The sequence below is a fragment of the Comamonas jiangduensis genome, from assembly GCF_030162955.1.
GTDB lineage: Bacteria > Pseudomonadota > Gammaproteobacteria > Burkholderiales > Burkholderiaceae_C > Comamonas > Comamonas jiangduensis.
In genome coordinates, this window is record NZ_JARXOV010000002.1 from 262,777 (window position 1) to 277,776 (window position 15,000).

General features: G+C 58.3%; 18 protein-coding genes and 1 pseudogene. 12 read left to right on the top strand and 7 right to left on the bottom strand.

All coding sequences use genetic code 11. The annotated features are described in order from the left end of the window. Window positions 1-809 precede the first annotated feature (809 nt). The 6 genes from QEP12_RS02665 (at window position 810) to QEP12_RS02690 (ending at window position 4,146) form a co-directional block, all read left to right on the top strand. Entirely contained in the window at window positions 810-998 is a 189-nt protein-coding gene (locus tag QEP12_RS02665) for a FitA-like ribbon-helix-helix domain-containing protein (RefSeq protein ID WP_000024442.1), read from the top strand. Between the two features lie 140 nt (window positions 999-1,138). Further along, window positions 1,139-1,918 carry a P-type conjugative transfer protein TrbJ gene (trbJ, locus tag QEP12_RS02670; protein ID WP_000836966.1) on the top strand — a complete coding sequence of 260 codons (780 nt, stop codon included), beginning with the start codon at window positions 1,139-1,141 and terminating at the stop codon, window positions 1,916-1,918. A 12-nt stretch (window positions 1,919-1,930) separates the two neighbouring features. Continuing rightward, window positions 1,931-2,167, top strand: a complete 237-nt coding sequence (gene trbK, locus QEP12_RS02675; protein ID WP_000718002.1) for an entry exclusion lipoprotein TrbK — start codon at window positions 1,931-1,933, stop codon at window positions 2,165-2,167. A 10-nt stretch (window positions 2,168-2,177) separates the two neighbouring features. After that, window positions 2,178-3,605: a P-type conjugative transfer protein TrbL gene (trbL, locus tag QEP12_RS02680; protein ID WP_001405816.1), complete on the top strand. Its 1,428-nt coding sequence runs from the start codon at window positions 2,178-2,180 to the stop codon at window positions 3,603-3,605. Window positions 3,606-3,609: 4 nt separating this feature from the next. Continuing rightward, window positions 3,610-3,858 (top strand): hypothetical protein, encoded by a 249-nt coding sequence (locus QEP12_RS02685; protein ID WP_000213809.1) that lies wholly within the window; start codon window positions 3,610-3,612, stop codon window positions 3,856-3,858. Window positions 3,859-3,921: 63 nt separating this feature from the next. Further along, entirely contained in the window at window positions 3,922-4,146 is a 225-nt protein-coding gene (locus QEP12_RS02690) for a type I toxin-antitoxin system ptaRNA1 family toxin (RefSeq protein WP_000211355.1), read from the top strand. 36 nt (window positions 4,147-4,182) lie between these two features. On the opposite strand, the gene QEP12_RS02695 is transcribed toward QEP12_RS02690, so the two are convergent. From QEP12_RS02695 to QEP12_RS02715, 5 genes are all read right to left on the bottom strand, one after another. After that, entirely contained in the window at window positions 4,183-4,386 is a 204-nt protein-coding gene (locus QEP12_RS02695) for a hypothetical protein (RefSeq protein WP_000131871.1), read from the bottom strand. Between the two features lie 114 nt (window positions 4,387-4,500). Beyond that, window positions 4,501-5,568 carry an ACR3 family arsenite efflux transporter gene (arsB, locus tag QEP12_RS02700; protein WP_001272375.1) on the bottom strand — a complete coding sequence of 356 codons (1,068 nt, stop codon included), beginning with the start codon at window positions 5,566-5,568 and terminating at the stop codon, window positions 4,501-4,503. Further along, complete coding sequence (locus QEP12_RS02705; RefSeq protein ID WP_000140066.1) at window positions 5,565-6,071, bottom strand: arsenate reductase ArsC; 507 nt, start codon at window positions 6,069-6,071, stop codon at window positions 5,565-5,567. Before QEP12_RS02705 ends, arsB begins: the two co-directional genes overlap by 4 nt. Further along, window positions 6,068-6,835 carry an arsenical resistance protein ArsH gene (gene arsH, locus QEP12_RS02710; protein WP_001239389.1) on the bottom strand — a complete coding sequence of 256 codons (768 nt, stop codon included), beginning with the start codon at window positions 6,833-6,835 and terminating at the stop codon, window positions 6,068-6,070. The genes QEP12_RS02705 and arsH overlap by 4 nt, the downstream gene beginning before the upstream one ends. Continuing rightward, a complete protein-coding gene (locus QEP12_RS02715; RefSeq protein WP_000447876.1) occupies window positions 6,832-7,164 on the bottom strand; it encodes an ArsR/SmtB family transcription factor in 333 nt (110 codons plus the stop codon). The genes arsH and QEP12_RS02715 overlap by 4 nt, the downstream gene beginning before the upstream one ends. Before the next feature lie 147 nt (window positions 7,165-7,311). On the opposite strand from QEP12_RS02715, the gene QEP12_RS02720 reads away from it, so the two are divergent. The 3 genes from QEP12_RS02720 (at window position 7,312) to QEP12_RS02730 (ending at window position 9,974) form a co-directional block, all read left to right on the top strand. Beyond that, the gene (locus QEP12_RS02720) at window positions 7,312-8,049 is read left to right on the top strand and encodes a recombinase family protein (RefSeq protein WP_001366550.1); all 738 of its coding nucleotides are present in this window, start codon (window positions 7,312-7,314) and stop codon (window positions 8,047-8,049) included. Further along, window positions 8,046-8,270, top strand: a complete 225-nt coding sequence (locus QEP12_RS02725; RefSeq protein ID WP_000743213.1) for a hypothetical protein — start codon at window positions 8,046-8,048, stop codon at window positions 8,268-8,270. Before QEP12_RS02720 ends, QEP12_RS02725 begins: the two co-directional genes overlap by 4 nt. A 210-nt stretch (window positions 8,271-8,480) precedes the next feature. Further along, the gene (locus tag QEP12_RS02730; protein ID WP_001120888.1) at window positions 8,481-9,974 is read left to right on the top strand and encodes an IS91-like element ISCR2 family transposase; all 1,494 of its coding nucleotides are present in this window, start codon (window positions 8,481-8,483) and stop codon (window positions 9,972-9,974) included. 235 nt (window positions 9,975-10,209) lie between these two features. Here the strand turns inward: QEP12_RS02730 and glmM are convergent. Next, a pseudogene (glmM, locus tag QEP12_RS02735) lies at window positions 10,210-10,452 on the bottom strand (phosphoglucosamine mutase); the annotation flags it as partial. Window positions 10,453-10,538: 86 nt separating this feature from the next. Beyond that, complete coding sequence (sul2, locus tag QEP12_RS02740; protein ID WP_001043260.1) at window positions 10,539-11,354, bottom strand: sulfonamide-resistant dihydropteroate synthase Sul2; 816 nt, start codon at window positions 11,352-11,354, stop codon at window positions 10,539-10,541. Between the two features lie 408 nt (window positions 11,355-11,762). Between sul2 and QEP12_RS02745 the strand changes: the two genes are divergently transcribed. The 3 genes from QEP12_RS02745 to QEP12_RS02755 all read left to right on the top strand — a co-directional run bounded on the left by QEP12_RS02745 (window position 11,763) and on the right by QEP12_RS02755 (window position 14,998). Then, window positions 11,763-12,770, top strand: coding sequence for an ion transporter (locus QEP12_RS02745; protein WP_284213285.1), 1,008 nt, complete (start codon window positions 11,763-11,765; stop codon window positions 12,768-12,770). Window positions 12,771-13,017: 247 nt separating this feature from the next. Further along, window positions 13,018-13,623, top strand: a complete 606-nt coding sequence (locus QEP12_RS02750) for a hypothetical protein (RefSeq protein ID WP_284213286.1) — start codon at window positions 13,018-13,020, stop codon at window positions 13,621-13,623. A gap of 328 nt (window positions 13,624-13,951) precedes the next feature. Next, entirely contained in the window at window positions 13,952-14,998 is a 1,047-nt protein-coding gene (locus QEP12_RS02755; protein WP_284213287.1) for a methionine ABC transporter ATP-binding protein, read from the top strand. Window positions 14,999-15,000: the final 2 nt, after the last annotated feature.

Below are 15,000 nucleotides of genomic sequence, written 5' to 3' on the forward strand. Positions count from 1 at the left end.
GCGGCTTCAGTGGCCGCTGAAACGCCTTGTGAGAGGGGAAAACAACCCGGAGTCCCTTATTCCATGAGCTGAAGCAGAATCTGCGTCTAACGGTGCTGGAGGGCCGCTGTGTGCACTTGTAGTTATCTGTACTGAAACCTTGGCTCGAAACGTGAAATGGCTAAGCAGTGCCCATTCGTTCGGTAAGAATAATAAGAAGATTATTATTCTTATTATTACCAAGCAGGAATGAGCCGTGTGTGTTGGACGCCCATAACCAGTAACCTGCGTGAAGGTGTCAACATCAGGAAAGGTTGCCCCTCAAGTATCAATACGTCGCCTTAGTGGTATGACGGGAGGGGAGGCAAATTTCTTGTGTTCATTGACACTTGAGGGGCGGGTTATGCCCTTCTTTTTTGGCGTCCAACTCGCCCCATCGGGGCGAATGGTTTGTGTCGATTGTTGGCATTTTAGGTTCCGATTTAAAGCCGATTGAGCAGCGATTTTGAAGCGACTATGTCGATTGCAGGCCGATTTGGTGACGATTACGGTTATGTTGCCAAGAATCGGTGTTTGTTTGACGATAAAACGCTTTACGTTCGATATGCGCTAGATTTTCAATAGTGGGTGAAATGCGGGCAGGATGGGTGAAGTTAGCTAACCGGCAAGCCGGTTATCTATCTTCACTGTCCCTTATTCGCGCCGGGGGCACTCAACGGGAATCCTGCCCTGCGGGGCTGATCGGCTACCGCCGGTTGCAAGAGTATAGGTCTTGCTATTTTTAATATCTTTGATAGCATGGTTGTCGGGTACACCAAAAGGGTATTGATATGGCAAATGTGCTTATCAGGAATTTACCCGCCGAGGTGCACCGTGCGTTGAAAGTTCGAGCAGCGCTCAACGATAGGAGCACCGACGCGGAAATACGCGAAATACTGACGGCGGCAGTACAGCCGCTAGAGCTTGAAGAGATTGGCCGGGAAGTTGGCTTGTCCGAAAGCGATAAAAAAACAGAGTAGTTTTACGTTTGTAAGTCCGGGCCTCAGCGCCAAGGGCAATACCGATCAGCTAGTGGCGTAGCTCTTCGATGAAACGTTGCCGAGAACAAGCACAACGCTTGGTCAAGGCAATGCCTTCTTTTCATCGACGGAGTACGACCATGAAGTCCAAAATTTTAGCGGCTAAAAAAACCGCTCTAGCCGTTGCACTCGCAACCGGCTTTATCACCACTACCACCGCCCCTGTGCAAGCTGGTATCCCCGTCATCGACGGCGGCAACCTGGCCCAGAACATCATGACGGCCATCGAGTCGGTGGCGCAGACGCTCAAGCAGATTGAGCAGTACCAGACCCAGTTGCAGCAGTACGAAAATCAGCTCCAGAACACGATGGCCCCAGCCGCGTATATCTGGGATCAGGCGCAGACTACGATCAACCGGCTGATTGCCGCGCAAAACACGCTGGCCTATTACGAGAACCAGCTAGGCAGCCTGGATCGTTACCTGGCCAAGTTTCAGGACGTGGCCTATTACCGCAGCTCGCCATGCTTCAACGGCAGCGGCGGATGCACGCCGGCCGAAAAGGCAGCGATGGAAGAGAACCGCCGCCTGGCGTCAGAGTCGCAAAAGAAGGCCAACGATGCCCTGTTCCAGACCGTTGCCGACCAGCAAAAGGCTTTGAAGGATGACGCCCGTACCCTGGAGCGGCTGCAAGGCGCGGCCCAGGGTGCAACTGGCCAGCTACAGGCCATCGGCTACGCCAACCAGCTCGCCAGCCAGCAGGCCAATCAGCTCTTGCAGATTCGCACCATGTTGACCGCCCAACACAACGCGGAGGCAGCCCGGATTGCAGCAGAACTCGATGCCGAGGCGCGAGGTGATGCCAGGGCCGAGCAAATGCGTACCTGGACGTTTCGCCCGAGTCCGGCAGACAACTACTAGGGAGGCGGTGAGATGAAAAAAATCTTTTTTACTACCGCGGCTACGTTGCTGTTGTTGGCTGGATGTGAACAGGAAAGGATGCCCGAACCAAATGCGGCGACGTGTGCCCCCGATGCGTTCCAGGCAGCACTGAATGAAATGCGCAGCGAAGCGAACCGAGAGGCCTTTACCGAGGAATGCAGAGCATTCCAGAAGGCCAAGCAGATGCGTCAGTGGGAGTTCAAGCCCAGCCCTAAAGATGATTATTGAGGTGGTCGCCATGAGAAAGAAAATTGCTCTAGGTGGCTTGATGATGGTCGCCACAATGGTGCTGGCTGAACCTGCAATGGCGCAGGAGCTAAGTAGCAGCGGTGTTATGAATGATGTGCTCAAGCGTTTTCATGATGCTGCCGCAACATGGGGGCCAGCTATTGAGTCCGCTGCATCGCGTTTGTTCTGGACGCTGGTTGTGATTTCGATGGTCTGGACATTCGGCATGATGGCTTTGCGCAAGGCCGACATTGGCGAGTTCTTCGCGGAGTTCGTTCGCTTCACGATCTTCACCGGCTTTTTCTGGTGGTTGCTGACGAATGCGAACCAGGGCATGAATATCGCCGGTACGATTGTTCAGTCATTGCAAACTCTGGGCGCGCAGGCGGGGGGACTTTCCAATAGCAATCTTGGGCCCTCCAGCATCCTTGATCTTGGTTTCGAGTTATACAACCGCACAGTACAGGCCACCTCGGAGCTGGGATGGCGGCAGATGGCAACTGCTCTGGTCATGGAGCTAATGGCCCTGGCTGTTTTGTTTGTCCTGGCGTTGATTGCGGTCAACCTGTTGCTGTTGCTCGCATCAGCCTGGATTCTGTTGTATGCCGGTGTGTTCTTCCTTGGCTTTGGTGGAAGTCGTTGGACTTCCGACATGGCGATCAATTACTACAAGACCGTGCTGGGCCTGGCCGCACAGCTTATGGCAATGGTGCTTCTGGTTGCGATTGGCAAAGAGTTCATCAATCACTACTACACGCAAATCAGCGAGAACATGGCATCCCAGGAACTGGCCGTGATGTTGGTTATATCGGTCATCTTGCTTTTCTTGGTCAACAAAGTTCCGCCGATGATTTCTGGTCTTGTGTCTGGTGGTGGTATTGGCGCAGCCGGTGGAATTGGAAACTTCGGTGCGGGTGCGGCAGTTGGGGCGGCGGTGACGGCGGCCAGTATGGCAACTGGCGGCGCTGCCCTGGCAGGTAAAGCGGTTATGGGTGCCGCAGCCGGTGCAGCCGGAGGTGCAAGTGCACTCCAAGCGGCTTTTCAGAAAGCATCAGCGAGTATGGAAACCGGCGGTGACATGTCCAGCATGGGGTCAGTTGTCAGCAGTGGCGGAAACGGTGGTGGTGAAGCGGGTACTGCTGGCAGTAGCCCATTCGCCCAAGCGGCTGGCTTTGGTGACAGCGGCAGTAGCTCAAGCGGTGGCGGCTTTGCCAAGGCCGCGAAGCTGGCCACAGGCACGGCCTCCGAGTTAGCCAAGGGTGTCGGCTCTCAAGTGAAGCAGGGATTCCAGGAGCGAGTGAGCGAAACCACAGGCGGAAAACTGGCTGCTTCGATACGCGAAAGCATGGAGCCGAAAGAAGCAAGCCAATCTGGCCAGTTCGAGGGCAATAGCTTGGGCGCCGATTCTGGCCCAGATAGTAACGAAGTCAGGAGTTAGCACGATGACGACATCAACATACATGGCCGCATTGGCGGCCCTGGATGAAGCGCCAAGGGAAGAAGTCAGCCAGGTATTTATTTCGCCGCTGGGTGATCAATCGACCGAGGTCGATGCAGAGACAGAAACAGCCGCTTTTGTATCACGGCCAGACCCTATGAGAGAGAGCGAAACTAAGCCGATAAGTATTGAGGTTAATGGCGGCAGGAATGAGCGGTCAGCATTCGCGGAGGCGGCGGGGCTGTACCTGTAGGCGCACCGGGCTGGCCACAACCAGCCCGGCACTTTCAATCAACACCTACTGGAGAGGTGAATTATGACAACACAACATATTATCGAACCAGGGCAAGCAGTGCATCAAGCAGCGGCTATTCTTTCTTCTTTGGAGTACATCAACCAAGCGGAAGCGCGGAGCCTTGGGCCATTGGCCGAAGCCGTCGCTAATGCTTTTATGGTGGTGTACTACCAAGCTGAAACGGGCCGGGCGACACAGGCTGATTTTCAAGAAGCAATGAACGCCTTGCGCCAAGCGTGCAGCTAATGACGAAAGGGCGGCCACTCGAACTGGCCGCCTTTTTCAATCTTCACTGTTTGGCCATTCCCGACCCACAGACGGCGCATCCATCCATTCGCGTTCCTCCGGCGGCAGCGGGTAAGCCCCGGATGCTTCCGCGTCGGCCAGTAGTTCGGCCAGTGTGTAGCGCACCCGACCAGTGGAAACGGCGCGGGCCGGGTCGGCCTTCTCATGCAGCCTGTTCTCTAGGTTCTTTGGGTCTGTCATCGGGCGACCTCAGCAAGCATGGATACTAGGTGTTCCAGGTCAGTGATCGAATGCGCCAGGAAGCGGCCGGCGCGGCAATCTGCAATCATTTCCTCAGTTTTTTCCTACTCATGTTCAACCTCGTTCGTACCAGCTCTTCGAGCGATTCACCACGCGCACGACCAGCAGCATCACCGGCACTTCGACCAGGACGCCGACCACGGTTGCCAATGCAGCGCCGGAGTGCAGACCGAACAAGCTGATGGCGGCCGCCACGGCCAGCTCGAAGAAGTTGCTGGCACCGATCAGGGCCGAAGGACAGGCGACAGAGTGCTTTTCCCCCGCCCGCTTGTTCAGCCAGTAGGCTAACCCGGAATTGAAGAACACTTGAATCAAGATCGGCACGGCTAGCATGGCGATCACTAACGGCTGCCGGATGATGGCCTCGCCCTGGAAGGCGAACAGTAGAACCAACGTCAGCAGCAGCGCGGCCATCGACCACGGCCCGATCTTCTGCATGGCCCGTTCAAAGGCGGCCTGTCCTTGCTTGAGCAGATGCCGCCGCAAGAGCTGCGCCAGGATCACCGGCACGATGATGTAGAGCACGACCGAAATCAGCAGCGTGTCCCAAGGCACCGAGATCGAGGACATGCCCAGCAGCAGGCCGACGATGGGCGCGAAGGCCACGATCATGATGGCGTCGTTCAGAGCCACTTGCGAGAGCGTGAAAAGCGGGTCGCCGTTGGTAAGGCGGCTCCACACGAACACCATTGCCGTGCAGGGCGCGGCGGCCAGCAAGATCAAGCCCGCGATGTAGCTGTCCAGTTGATCGGCCGGCAGGAACGGAGCGAACACTTGTCGGATGAACAGCCACCCCAGCAGGGCCATCGAGAATGGCTTGACGGCCCAATTCACGAACAGCGTGACGCCGATGCCGCGCCAATGCTCTTTGACCTGGTGCAGCGCCCCGAAGTCGATCTTGACCAGCATCGGGACGATCATTACCCAAATCAGCAGGCCCACCGGCAAATTGACCTGGGCCACTTCCATGCGGCCTATGGCCTGGAACACGTCAGGAAGGCCCTGGCCGAGCGCAACACCGGCGACGATGCACAGGGCCACCCACAGCGTCAGGTAACGCTCGAAGCCGCTCATCGGGGCCTGGCGCGGCTTCGCGGCGATGGCCTGTGCGCCGGCGCTCATGCTTCCTGCTCGGTCTTGCCGATGTTCGCCAGCTCGCGCTTGATGGCCGTCTGGTCAAGCATTTTGAGAGGCAGATTCACGAACAGGCGGACGCGGTTCATCATGTGCCGGAAGGTTTGTTCGAAGGCCCGGCGCTTCTCGGCGTCAGTGCCTTCGACGGCGGCCGGGTCTTCAAATCCCCAATGCGCCGAGATCGGCTGACCAGGCCACACCGGACACATTTCGCCGGCGGCGTTGTCGCAGACGGTGATGATGAAGTCCATCTTCGGTGCGTCGGGCGTGGCGTACTCGTCCCAGCTCTTGCTGCGCAGATTCTCGGTCGGGTAATTCACCGACTCCACCTTTTCGACGGCGAAGGGATTGACCTTGCCGGTTGGGTGACTGCCGGCGCTGTAGGCGCGGAAGCGCCCTTGCCCCATCGTGTTGATGAGAGCTTCGGCCATGATGCTGCGCGCCGAATTGCCGGTGCAGAGGATGAGGACGTTATAGATTCTTTCGGTCATGATGTTTCGCTTTCTGGTAGTGGCTGGGGAGCAATGGCGATGGATGAAAGATCGGTGGCCTCGTCGATGACGTGGCCGGCCGCTTTCCGTTCGGAATAGCGGTCTGTCAGTGCTTCACGGTGCGGCCGTACCAGCGCCGTGAAGCGCACCAGTTCTTCCATCACATCGGCTATTCGGTCGTAGTACGGCGAGGGCTTCATGCGGCCCGCCGCGTCGAACTCTTGGAACGCTTTGGCGATACTCGACTGGTTCGGAATGGTGAACATTCGCATCCAGCGGCCGAGCAGACGCAAGGTGTTCACGGCGTTGAAGCTCTGCGAGCCGCCGGATACCTGCATCACGGCCAGGGTGCGGCCTTGGGTCGGCCGGATGCCGGCCATTTCAAGCGGCAGATGGTCAATCTGCGCCTTCATGACACTGGTAATCTGACCGTGGCGTTCCGGGCTGCACCAGACTTGTCCCTCTGACCACTCGGACAGGGCGCGCAGCTCCTTGACGGCCGGGTGATCGTCGCTTTGCACTTGATCGGGCAACGGCAAATCGGACGGGTCGAAGATGCGTGTTTCTGCGCCAAAGAATTGCAGCAGCCGGGCCGCTTCCTCGACGGCCAGCCGTGAGAACGAGCGGGCGCGCAGCGAGCCATACAGCAGCAGGATACGCACCGGCGGGGCGTCGGGTGCCAGCCCGAGCGCCGGGCGCTCGATGGCAAAGGATTTGTCCAAAGCGGGCAAAGAATCGGGGTCGGAAAGATGGCGAAGTCTCATGCCAACACCTTCCCGGCTTCCGTGGTGCAAGACAGGTTGCACACCTGGCCGCCGCAGCAGTTTTCCGTGAGAAAGGCCACCAGGTTAGTGGCCGTCGAAAAGTTCGCCTCGTAGATCACAAATCGGCCTTCTTGCCGCGACGTGACCATGCCGGCGTGTGCCAGCTCTTTCAGGTGGAAGGATAGCGAAGACGGCGGGATGCCGGCCGCTTCGCTGATTTTTCCGGCGGCCATGCCGGCGGGGCCGGCCTGGACGAGAAGCCGGAACACCGCGAGGCGCGATTCTTGAGCGATGGCCGCCAGGGCGGCTACAGCATTTATCGTTTCCATGTTTCAATAATAGTCGAAATATGGAGTGTGCTCAATAGCTCATTTAAGCTGTAAAAATGAGCTAGGCGCATTTAGATCGATATGTGATAAATTGGCCTGCCAGTTTAAGATGGGTGCATTTGAGTATGCCCAAAGGAGCCCGCAAGTATGCGCAGGACGAAGCCAGTAGCCGCGCCGATGGTGGCGCGGGTCTATCTGCGCGTCAGCACCGACGCGCAGGACTTGGAACGCCAAGAGGCGATCACTACGGCCGCGAAGGCCGCCGGCTACTACGTCGCCGGCATCTACCGTGAGAAGGCATCCGGCGCACGCGCCGACCGGCCTGAGCTGCTGCGCATGATCGGCGACCTACAGCCCGGCGAGGTGGTCATTGCCGAGAAGATCGACCGCATCAGCCGCCTACCTTTGCCCGAGGCCGAGCGCCTGGTGGCCTCGATACAGGCCAAAGGCGCACGCCTGGCCGTCCCTGGCGTGGTCGATCTATCCGACCTGGCGGCCGAGGCCCAGGGCGTCGCCAAGATCGTGCTGGAAGCCGTGCAGATCATGCTTTTTCGCCTGGCCTTGCAGATGGCCCGCGACGACTACGAGGACAGGCGCGAACGCCAGCGCCAAGGCATTGAGTTGGCCCGCCAGGCCGGGCGGTACAAGGGCCGCCGTGCTGATCCGAAGCGCCGCGCCCAAGTTGTCGCGCTGCGCAAGTCCGGCTACAGCATCAACAAGACCGCCGAGCTGGCCGGGTACAGTGCGGCCCAGGTGAAACGGATATGGGCCGAGGTCAGCCAGGCCGAAGCGAAGCAGCACGGCGCGTTCGTGGAGGACGCATTGACGGAAGCCGATGCCCTGGCCGCTGTCGGCCAGGATGAGCGCCAGGAGGAAAGGGCATGAAGAAGCCGAACCAAGACGACGAGCCGTTTTTCATCACCGAGGAGATTGCGGCCGAAATGATCGCCGGCGGCTATGAGTTCGAGCTGCCGCCCATTCCTTGCACCATCCGCCTACGCGACGTGCTGGAGCGCATGACCGATGCTGAGCTAGCATTGCAGCCGGGCGAGATCGCCGACCAGGAGCGTGAACGCTGCCGGCGCAAGCCGTGTTCAACCTCATGATCTGGTCATGGTATTTTTCATGGCACTGAGCCTGATAGTTCTTGCAAATTGTTGTCACTAAAGGGTTTTGTGTGCTTGTTTACAATCGAGTGGGAGTGACGGGCACTGGCTGGCAATGTCTAGCAACGGCAGGCATTTCGGCTGAGGGTAAAAGAACTTTCCGCTAAGCGATAGACTGTATGTAAACACAGTATTGCAAGGACGCGGAACATGCCTCATGTGGCGGCCAGGACGGCCAGCCGGGATCGGGATACTGGTCGTTACCAGAGCCACCGACCCGAGCAAACCCTTCTCTATCAGATCGTTGACGAGTATTACCCGGCATTCGCTGCGCTTATGGCAGAGCAGGGAAAGGAATTGCCGGGCTATGTGCAACGGGAATTTGAAGAATTTCTCCAATGCGGGCGGCTGGAGCATGGCTTTCTACGGGTTCGCTGCGAGTCTTGCCACGCCGAGCACCTGGTCGCTTTCAGCTGTAAGCGTCGCGGTTTCTGCCCGAGCTGTGGGGCGCGGCGGATGGCCGAAAGTGCCGCCTTGCTGGTTGATGAAGTACTGCCTGAACAACCCATGCGTCAGTGGGTGTTGAGCTTCCCGTTTCAGCTGCGTTTCCTGTTTGCCAGCCGGCCCGAGATCATGGGGTGGGTGCTGGGCATCGTTTACCGCGTCATTGCCACGCACCTGGTCAAGAAAGCGGGCCATACCCACCAAGTGGCCAAGACGGGCGCGGTCACCCTGATCCAGCGTTTTGGATCGGCGCTCAATCTGAATGTTCACTTCCACATGCTGTTTCTCGACGGTGTGTATGTCGAGCAATCCCACGGCTCAGCGCGTTTCCGCTGGGTCAAGGCGCCGACCAGCCCAGAGCTCACCCAGCTGACGCACACCATCGCCCACCGGGTGGGTCGCTATCTGGAACGGCAAGGCCTGCTGGAACGGGATGTCGAAAACAGCTATCTGGCCTCGGATGCGGTGGATGACGACCCGATGACACCCCTGCTGGGGCACTCGATCACTTACCGTATCGCTGTCGGTTCACAGGCGGGGCGAAAGGTGTTCACTTTGCAAACTCTGCCGACCAGTGGTGATCCGTTCGGTGACGGGATTGGCAAGGTAGCCGGGTCCAGCCTGCACGCCGGCGTGGCGGCCAGGGCCGATGAACGCAAGAAGCTCGAACGGCTGTGCCGGTACATCAGCCGCCCGGCGGTATCCGAGAAGCGGCTGTCGTTAACACGAGGCGGCAACGTGCGCTACCAGCTCAAGACGCCGTACCGGGACGGCACCACGCACGTCATTTTCGAACCATTGGATTTCATTGCAAGGCTGGCCGCCCTGGTACCGAAGCCCAGAGTCAACCTAACCCGCTTCCACGGGGTGTTCGCACCCAACAGTCGGCACCGGGCGTTGGTCACGCCGGCAAAACGGGGCAGGGGCAACAAGGTCAGGGTGGCTGATGAACCGGCAACACCAGCACAACGGCGAGCGTCGATGACATGGGCGCAACGGCTCAAGCGTGTTTTCAATATCGACATCGAGACCTGCAGCGGCTGCGGCGGCGCCATGAAAGTCATCGCCTGCATTGAAGACCCTATAGTGATCAAGCAGATCCTTGATCACCTGAAGCACAAAGCCGAAACCAGCGGGACCAGGGCGTTACCCGAAAGCCGGGCGCCACCGGCTGAGCTGCTCCTGGGTCTGTTTGACTGACGAGCCTGAAGGCCAACGATACCAATCAAAATGCTGCGTTCACAGCGCCGCGGCAGGGATCCGCCGTGCTGGTTGTCGGAAAAGGAGCCGCTAGTGGGAAAGAGGAGGGTAAATTTTCAGCGTTGCTGGCTCCCCGTCAGCCGGATTGGGTTGCATCGCAGGGGTGTCGAAAGAGTCAACTGCGGTCCAAAGCTGTTGGACTTGGGTGAAAAGGGCGTTTATTCTTCCTATACGTTGTCGGCAGCGGGCCAAAAAGGAATACGTCCATGCCCATCGAGGTGAAACCGGCTGTGAGCGCGGGTTCAAGCATATAGCCCGACAGGCGCGTATCCTTGCCGATCACGACACGATGGCGGTGGTCACCGCGACGAAAGACACGGCCAGCCGCCATGCCGACGCGCAAGGCGGTTTCCGCCGTCATCGCGCCTTCGTTGGCTTTGCCACGAATACCGTCTGTGCCGAAATATTTGCGCACCATAAGGTCGATTATCCTGTCGTCGGGTCGCCCTCAAAGGGGACATGCCTGCTGAACCGCGAATATAGAGAAATATCCCGAATGTGCAGTTAACGAATTCTTGCGGTTTCTTTCAGCGCCGCCAATACCGCCAGCCCGTCGCGCAAGGGGCGCGGCTCGTGTGTGCGGATGAAGTCAGCTCCACCTGCGGCGGCGGCAAGCTCTGCAGCGAGTGTCGCGGCCCCGACATCCCCCGGACCACGGCCTGTGAGCGCGCGCAGAAAGGATTTGCGCGAAACAGACAGAAGCACCGGCAAATCGAAGCGCAGCCGCAATTCATCGAACCGCGCCAGCACCGAGAGCGAGGTTTCGGGAGCAGCCCCCAGAAAAAACCCCATGCCGGGATCAAGGACAAGGCGGTTGCGTTTGATACCGGCACCCGTCAGCGCCGCGATGCGCGCGTCAAAGAACGCCGCAATGTGATCCATGATGTCGCCAGCGGGTGCCTCGCGCCGATCTGCCTGCCCGTCTTGCACCGAATGCATAACGACGAGTTTGGCAGATGATTTCGCCAATTGCGGATAGAACGCAGCGTCTGGAAAACCGCGAATATCATTGAGATAGGCCACACCACGCGACAAGGCATAGGCTTGCGTCGCGGGTTGATAACTGTCGAGCGAGACGGGAATGCCATCTGCCTTGAGCGCGTCCAGCACCGGCGCGATACGCGCGATTTCTGTGTCGGACGAAACAGGCGCGGCGTCGGGATTGCTGGATGCCGGACCGAGGTCGATCACATCTGCCCCCTCGGCCATCAGCTTACGCGCCTGCGCAATGGCTGCGTCTGGCGCCAGATACCGGCCTCCATCGGAGAAACTGTCCGAGGTTATGTTGACGATGCCGAAAATGATGAGCGATTTATTCATGGGGGCTTCTATAATAATAATAATCGAGCATGAGTCTCATACGGATGCTCGGGTCGAAAGGGAATCCCCAGGCGAGTAACCTGTTTGCGGTGATCCATTAGCTGCAGGAGCAGAAGAGCATACATCTGGAAGCAAAGCCAGGAAAGCGGCCTATGGAGCTGTGCGGCAGCGCTCAGTAGGCAATTTTTCAAAATATTGTTAAGCCTTTTCTGAGCATGGTATTTTTCATGGTATTACCAATTAGCAGGAAAATAAGCCATTGAATATAAAAGATAAAAATGTCTTGTTTACAATAGAGTGGGAATAATCGCGGTTTTCGCGTCTCCTGCAGACCCAAGCCCTGCCCGCGTTCGCCCGGCAGGGCTTTTTTACATCTGAGGCATGGGGCAGGGTTTCTACAATCCACGCATGCAATGGCTGGCTTCTCTTTCTGAATTTTTCCGCGACAACTACCCTTCCGCCGAGCGGCTGGGGGTGCCCGTGGCGCGCTGGCGCCAGAGCATCTACCGCACGGTGTTTGAGACGAACACCGAGATGGGAAAGCGCTTTGAGCGACGGCTTACGCTGGCCATCATCTTGAGTTTGTGCGTGGTGATTGCGCACAGCATTCCCTCGATCGCGGGGGATTGGCGCCTGTACTACCTGCTGCGCGCGCTGGAGTGGATTTTTACCATCGGCTTTACTGTGGAGTACGTGCTGCGCCTGGTCTCGGTGCGCCACCCGCTGCGTTATGCACTGAGTTTTTACGGGTTGGTGGATTTGCTCTCTATCGTGCCCACCTACTTGGGCATTTTTTACCCCGAAGCACATTTCTTGGCGGCGGTGCGGGCGCTGCGCTTGGTGCGCACGTTCCACATCTTTCCCATCTTTCGCAACTTCTTGAATGAGTACCTGATGCTGGGTCAGGCGCTCAGGGCCAGTGCACGCAAGATTTTTGTGTTTTTGAGTGTGGTGGCGCTGATTGTGTTTGTGATGGGCGCTTTGATTTTTGTGATCGAGGGGCCGCGCAATGGCTTTACCAGCGTGCCCATGGGCATTTATTGGGCCATCTCTACGGTCACCACGGTAGGTTATGGGGATGTGACGCCCTCAACACCGATGGGGCGTATTTTTGCCTCCATCATGATGCTGCTGGGTTGGGGGGTACTGGCGGTGCCCACGGGCATTGTGGGGGCGGAATTGTCGCGCAATGTGGGCACCAAAGCGCGGCTCAAGGGGGTGGAGTGCGAGGCCTGTGGCCTGGAGCGGCATGAGGAAGACTCCCGCTACTGCCGCCGCTGCGGCACGCGGCTGGATCGCGCTACCAAACCTGTGGCAAACCCGCCTGCAACCGCTGCAGCGGCGCAGCCGGCAGGGGCGAAAAAGGCAGCAGATAGCGCGCAGGCAACAGACCTCCCCGCCATGCACAGCGAATAAATGGATAGCTGTTAGCGCTTGCCATTGCATGCTTTTGCACATGAATACTGTGAAAGCGCTTGAGCAAAGCGCACCAGCTGCTCTCTGTTTTGCCTGTTGGCGCCTGCCAGTGCGCAAGAGGGTGCCTGGTGCTGGTGCAGCCAAGACTGATAGGGCGGTTACCCCTTCGGTGCACTGGGGCGCGTCTGCCCATCGTGTGTCGGCATTCGTGGCAAGATCGGCGTCTTTAGATCTTAGGGGTGAGGGCATGCGCATGAAGCAGCGGTTGTGGGCAACATTGGCCATGGTGGCAGGTGCCGTGGCACTGACAGGGTGCGGTAGCGCCAGCAAAAAAGGTGGTACCGAAGCCGTTGTGCAAGTGAAGGTGGACAACACCCAGCGCGCCACCACCATTGAGTTTGCCCCGCAGCTGATTGACTGCGGCCGTGTGGCGCGCTGCCCCACGTTGGGTGCGATCTGGCACAGCGAAACCCCGAACCGCGCCACGCTGCTGGTGGGGACTTGGGGGGGGCAAGCCAAGGTGGAATCGATCGAGTTCAACGTGCGCCCGCACGCACCACTGCGGGTGCGCTCGCTGGCCAAAGACGCATCCAGCCTGCCCGGCGTGACAGCGTTTGTGGTGCCCATGGACACCATCGAGCGTATTACCTTGGGCAAGGGTGGCTGGGTACGTGTAGCCACGGACAGCGGAGTGATTGAAGAAAATATGTACAGCGGCGAGCGCTCCAGCCCCGCAGCAGATGCGTTCAAGCGCTTTTTGTACGAAGCCTATAAAGGCACGGACAAGGAACTCTCCAGCGGCTTGCTGGGCGTGTTCAGCGATAAACCCTACCAGCCCAACTACGGAAAATAAGAGCACTTAGCGCTTGTCTGCTAAGACTTTCACAGCGTTTCGATGTGAAAGTCTACGTTTAATCAGCGCTAAAAGCTCTTGAATACATAGCGCATGGCTGCAAAGCAGTGCGCTTTCGGCATGGTTTTAGCCAGCGCGCACATAGGTGGGCGGCTAATTCAGGCATCATTGCGGGTTAGCCCTAGGCATCGCCGGTAGATATAACCAAAGCATCTTATTACTTAAGTATTGATTCTTTGGTTTTTATATGCCAGCGCGTTACATTTCCACATCCTATTTTTGAGAGCACGTGGCCTGCTGTGTGGCAGCGCGTGCTGTAGCTACTGACATGATCGACATTCGGGACCTGTCCCTGACCTACCAAGGCCCCAAAGGGCCCGTCGAAGCGCTCAAGCACATCAACCTGACCATTGAGCAGGGTGAAATCTTCGGCATCATCGGCCGCTCTGGCGCGGGCAAAAGCTCGCTGGTGCGCTGCATCAACTTGCTCAACCGCCCCACATCGGGCCAGATGGTGGTGGATGGCCGCGATCTGATGACCATGACCGATGCGCAACTGCGCGCAGCGCGCCATGAAATTGGCATGGTGTTCCAGCACTTCAACCTGCTGTCCTCGCGCACCGTGTACGACAACGCCGCGTTGCCCCTGGAGCTGGCGGGCATGACCAAGGCGCAGATCAAGGAACGTATTGATCCCTTGCTGGAACTGGTGGGGCTGACGCACTTGGCAGACCGCTATCCCGCACAAATCTCGGGCGGCCAAAAGCAGCGCGTGGGCATTGCACGTGCGCTGGCGTCCAATCCCAAGGTGCTGCTGAGCGACGAAGCCACTTCCGCGCTGGACCCTGAAACCACCCGTTCCATCTTGGACTTGCTGCGCAAGGTCAACCGCGAACTGGGCGTGACCGTGGTCTTGATTACCCACCAGATGCAAGTGATCAAACAGATCGCGGATCGCGTGGCGGTGATTGACGCGGGTGAAATCGCGGAAATGGGCTCGGTCATTGAGGTGTTCACCCAGCCGCAGCAAAGCATTACCAAGAGCTTGATCGACGAAATCGTGCCGCAAGAGCTGCCCGCCAGCGTGCTCAATCGTGTACGTGCTTTGGCCGCCAAGCTGCCTGCGGGCCAAAGCGGCCAGTTGCTGCGCCTGTCGTATGCCGGTGAAAGCGCGTACGAGCCGATTCTTTCGCACCTGATTCGGGAGCTGGGCTTGGATTTGTCCATCTTGCACGGCCAGATTGACGAAATTCAAGAACAAACCTTTGGCTCGCTGGCCGTGTTTGCCAGCGGTGATGCAAGCAAGATTGAGGCCGCTATCCGCCACTTGAAGAGCAGTGGTGTGGTGGTGCAAGTGGTGGAAGTGAAGGGCTAAGC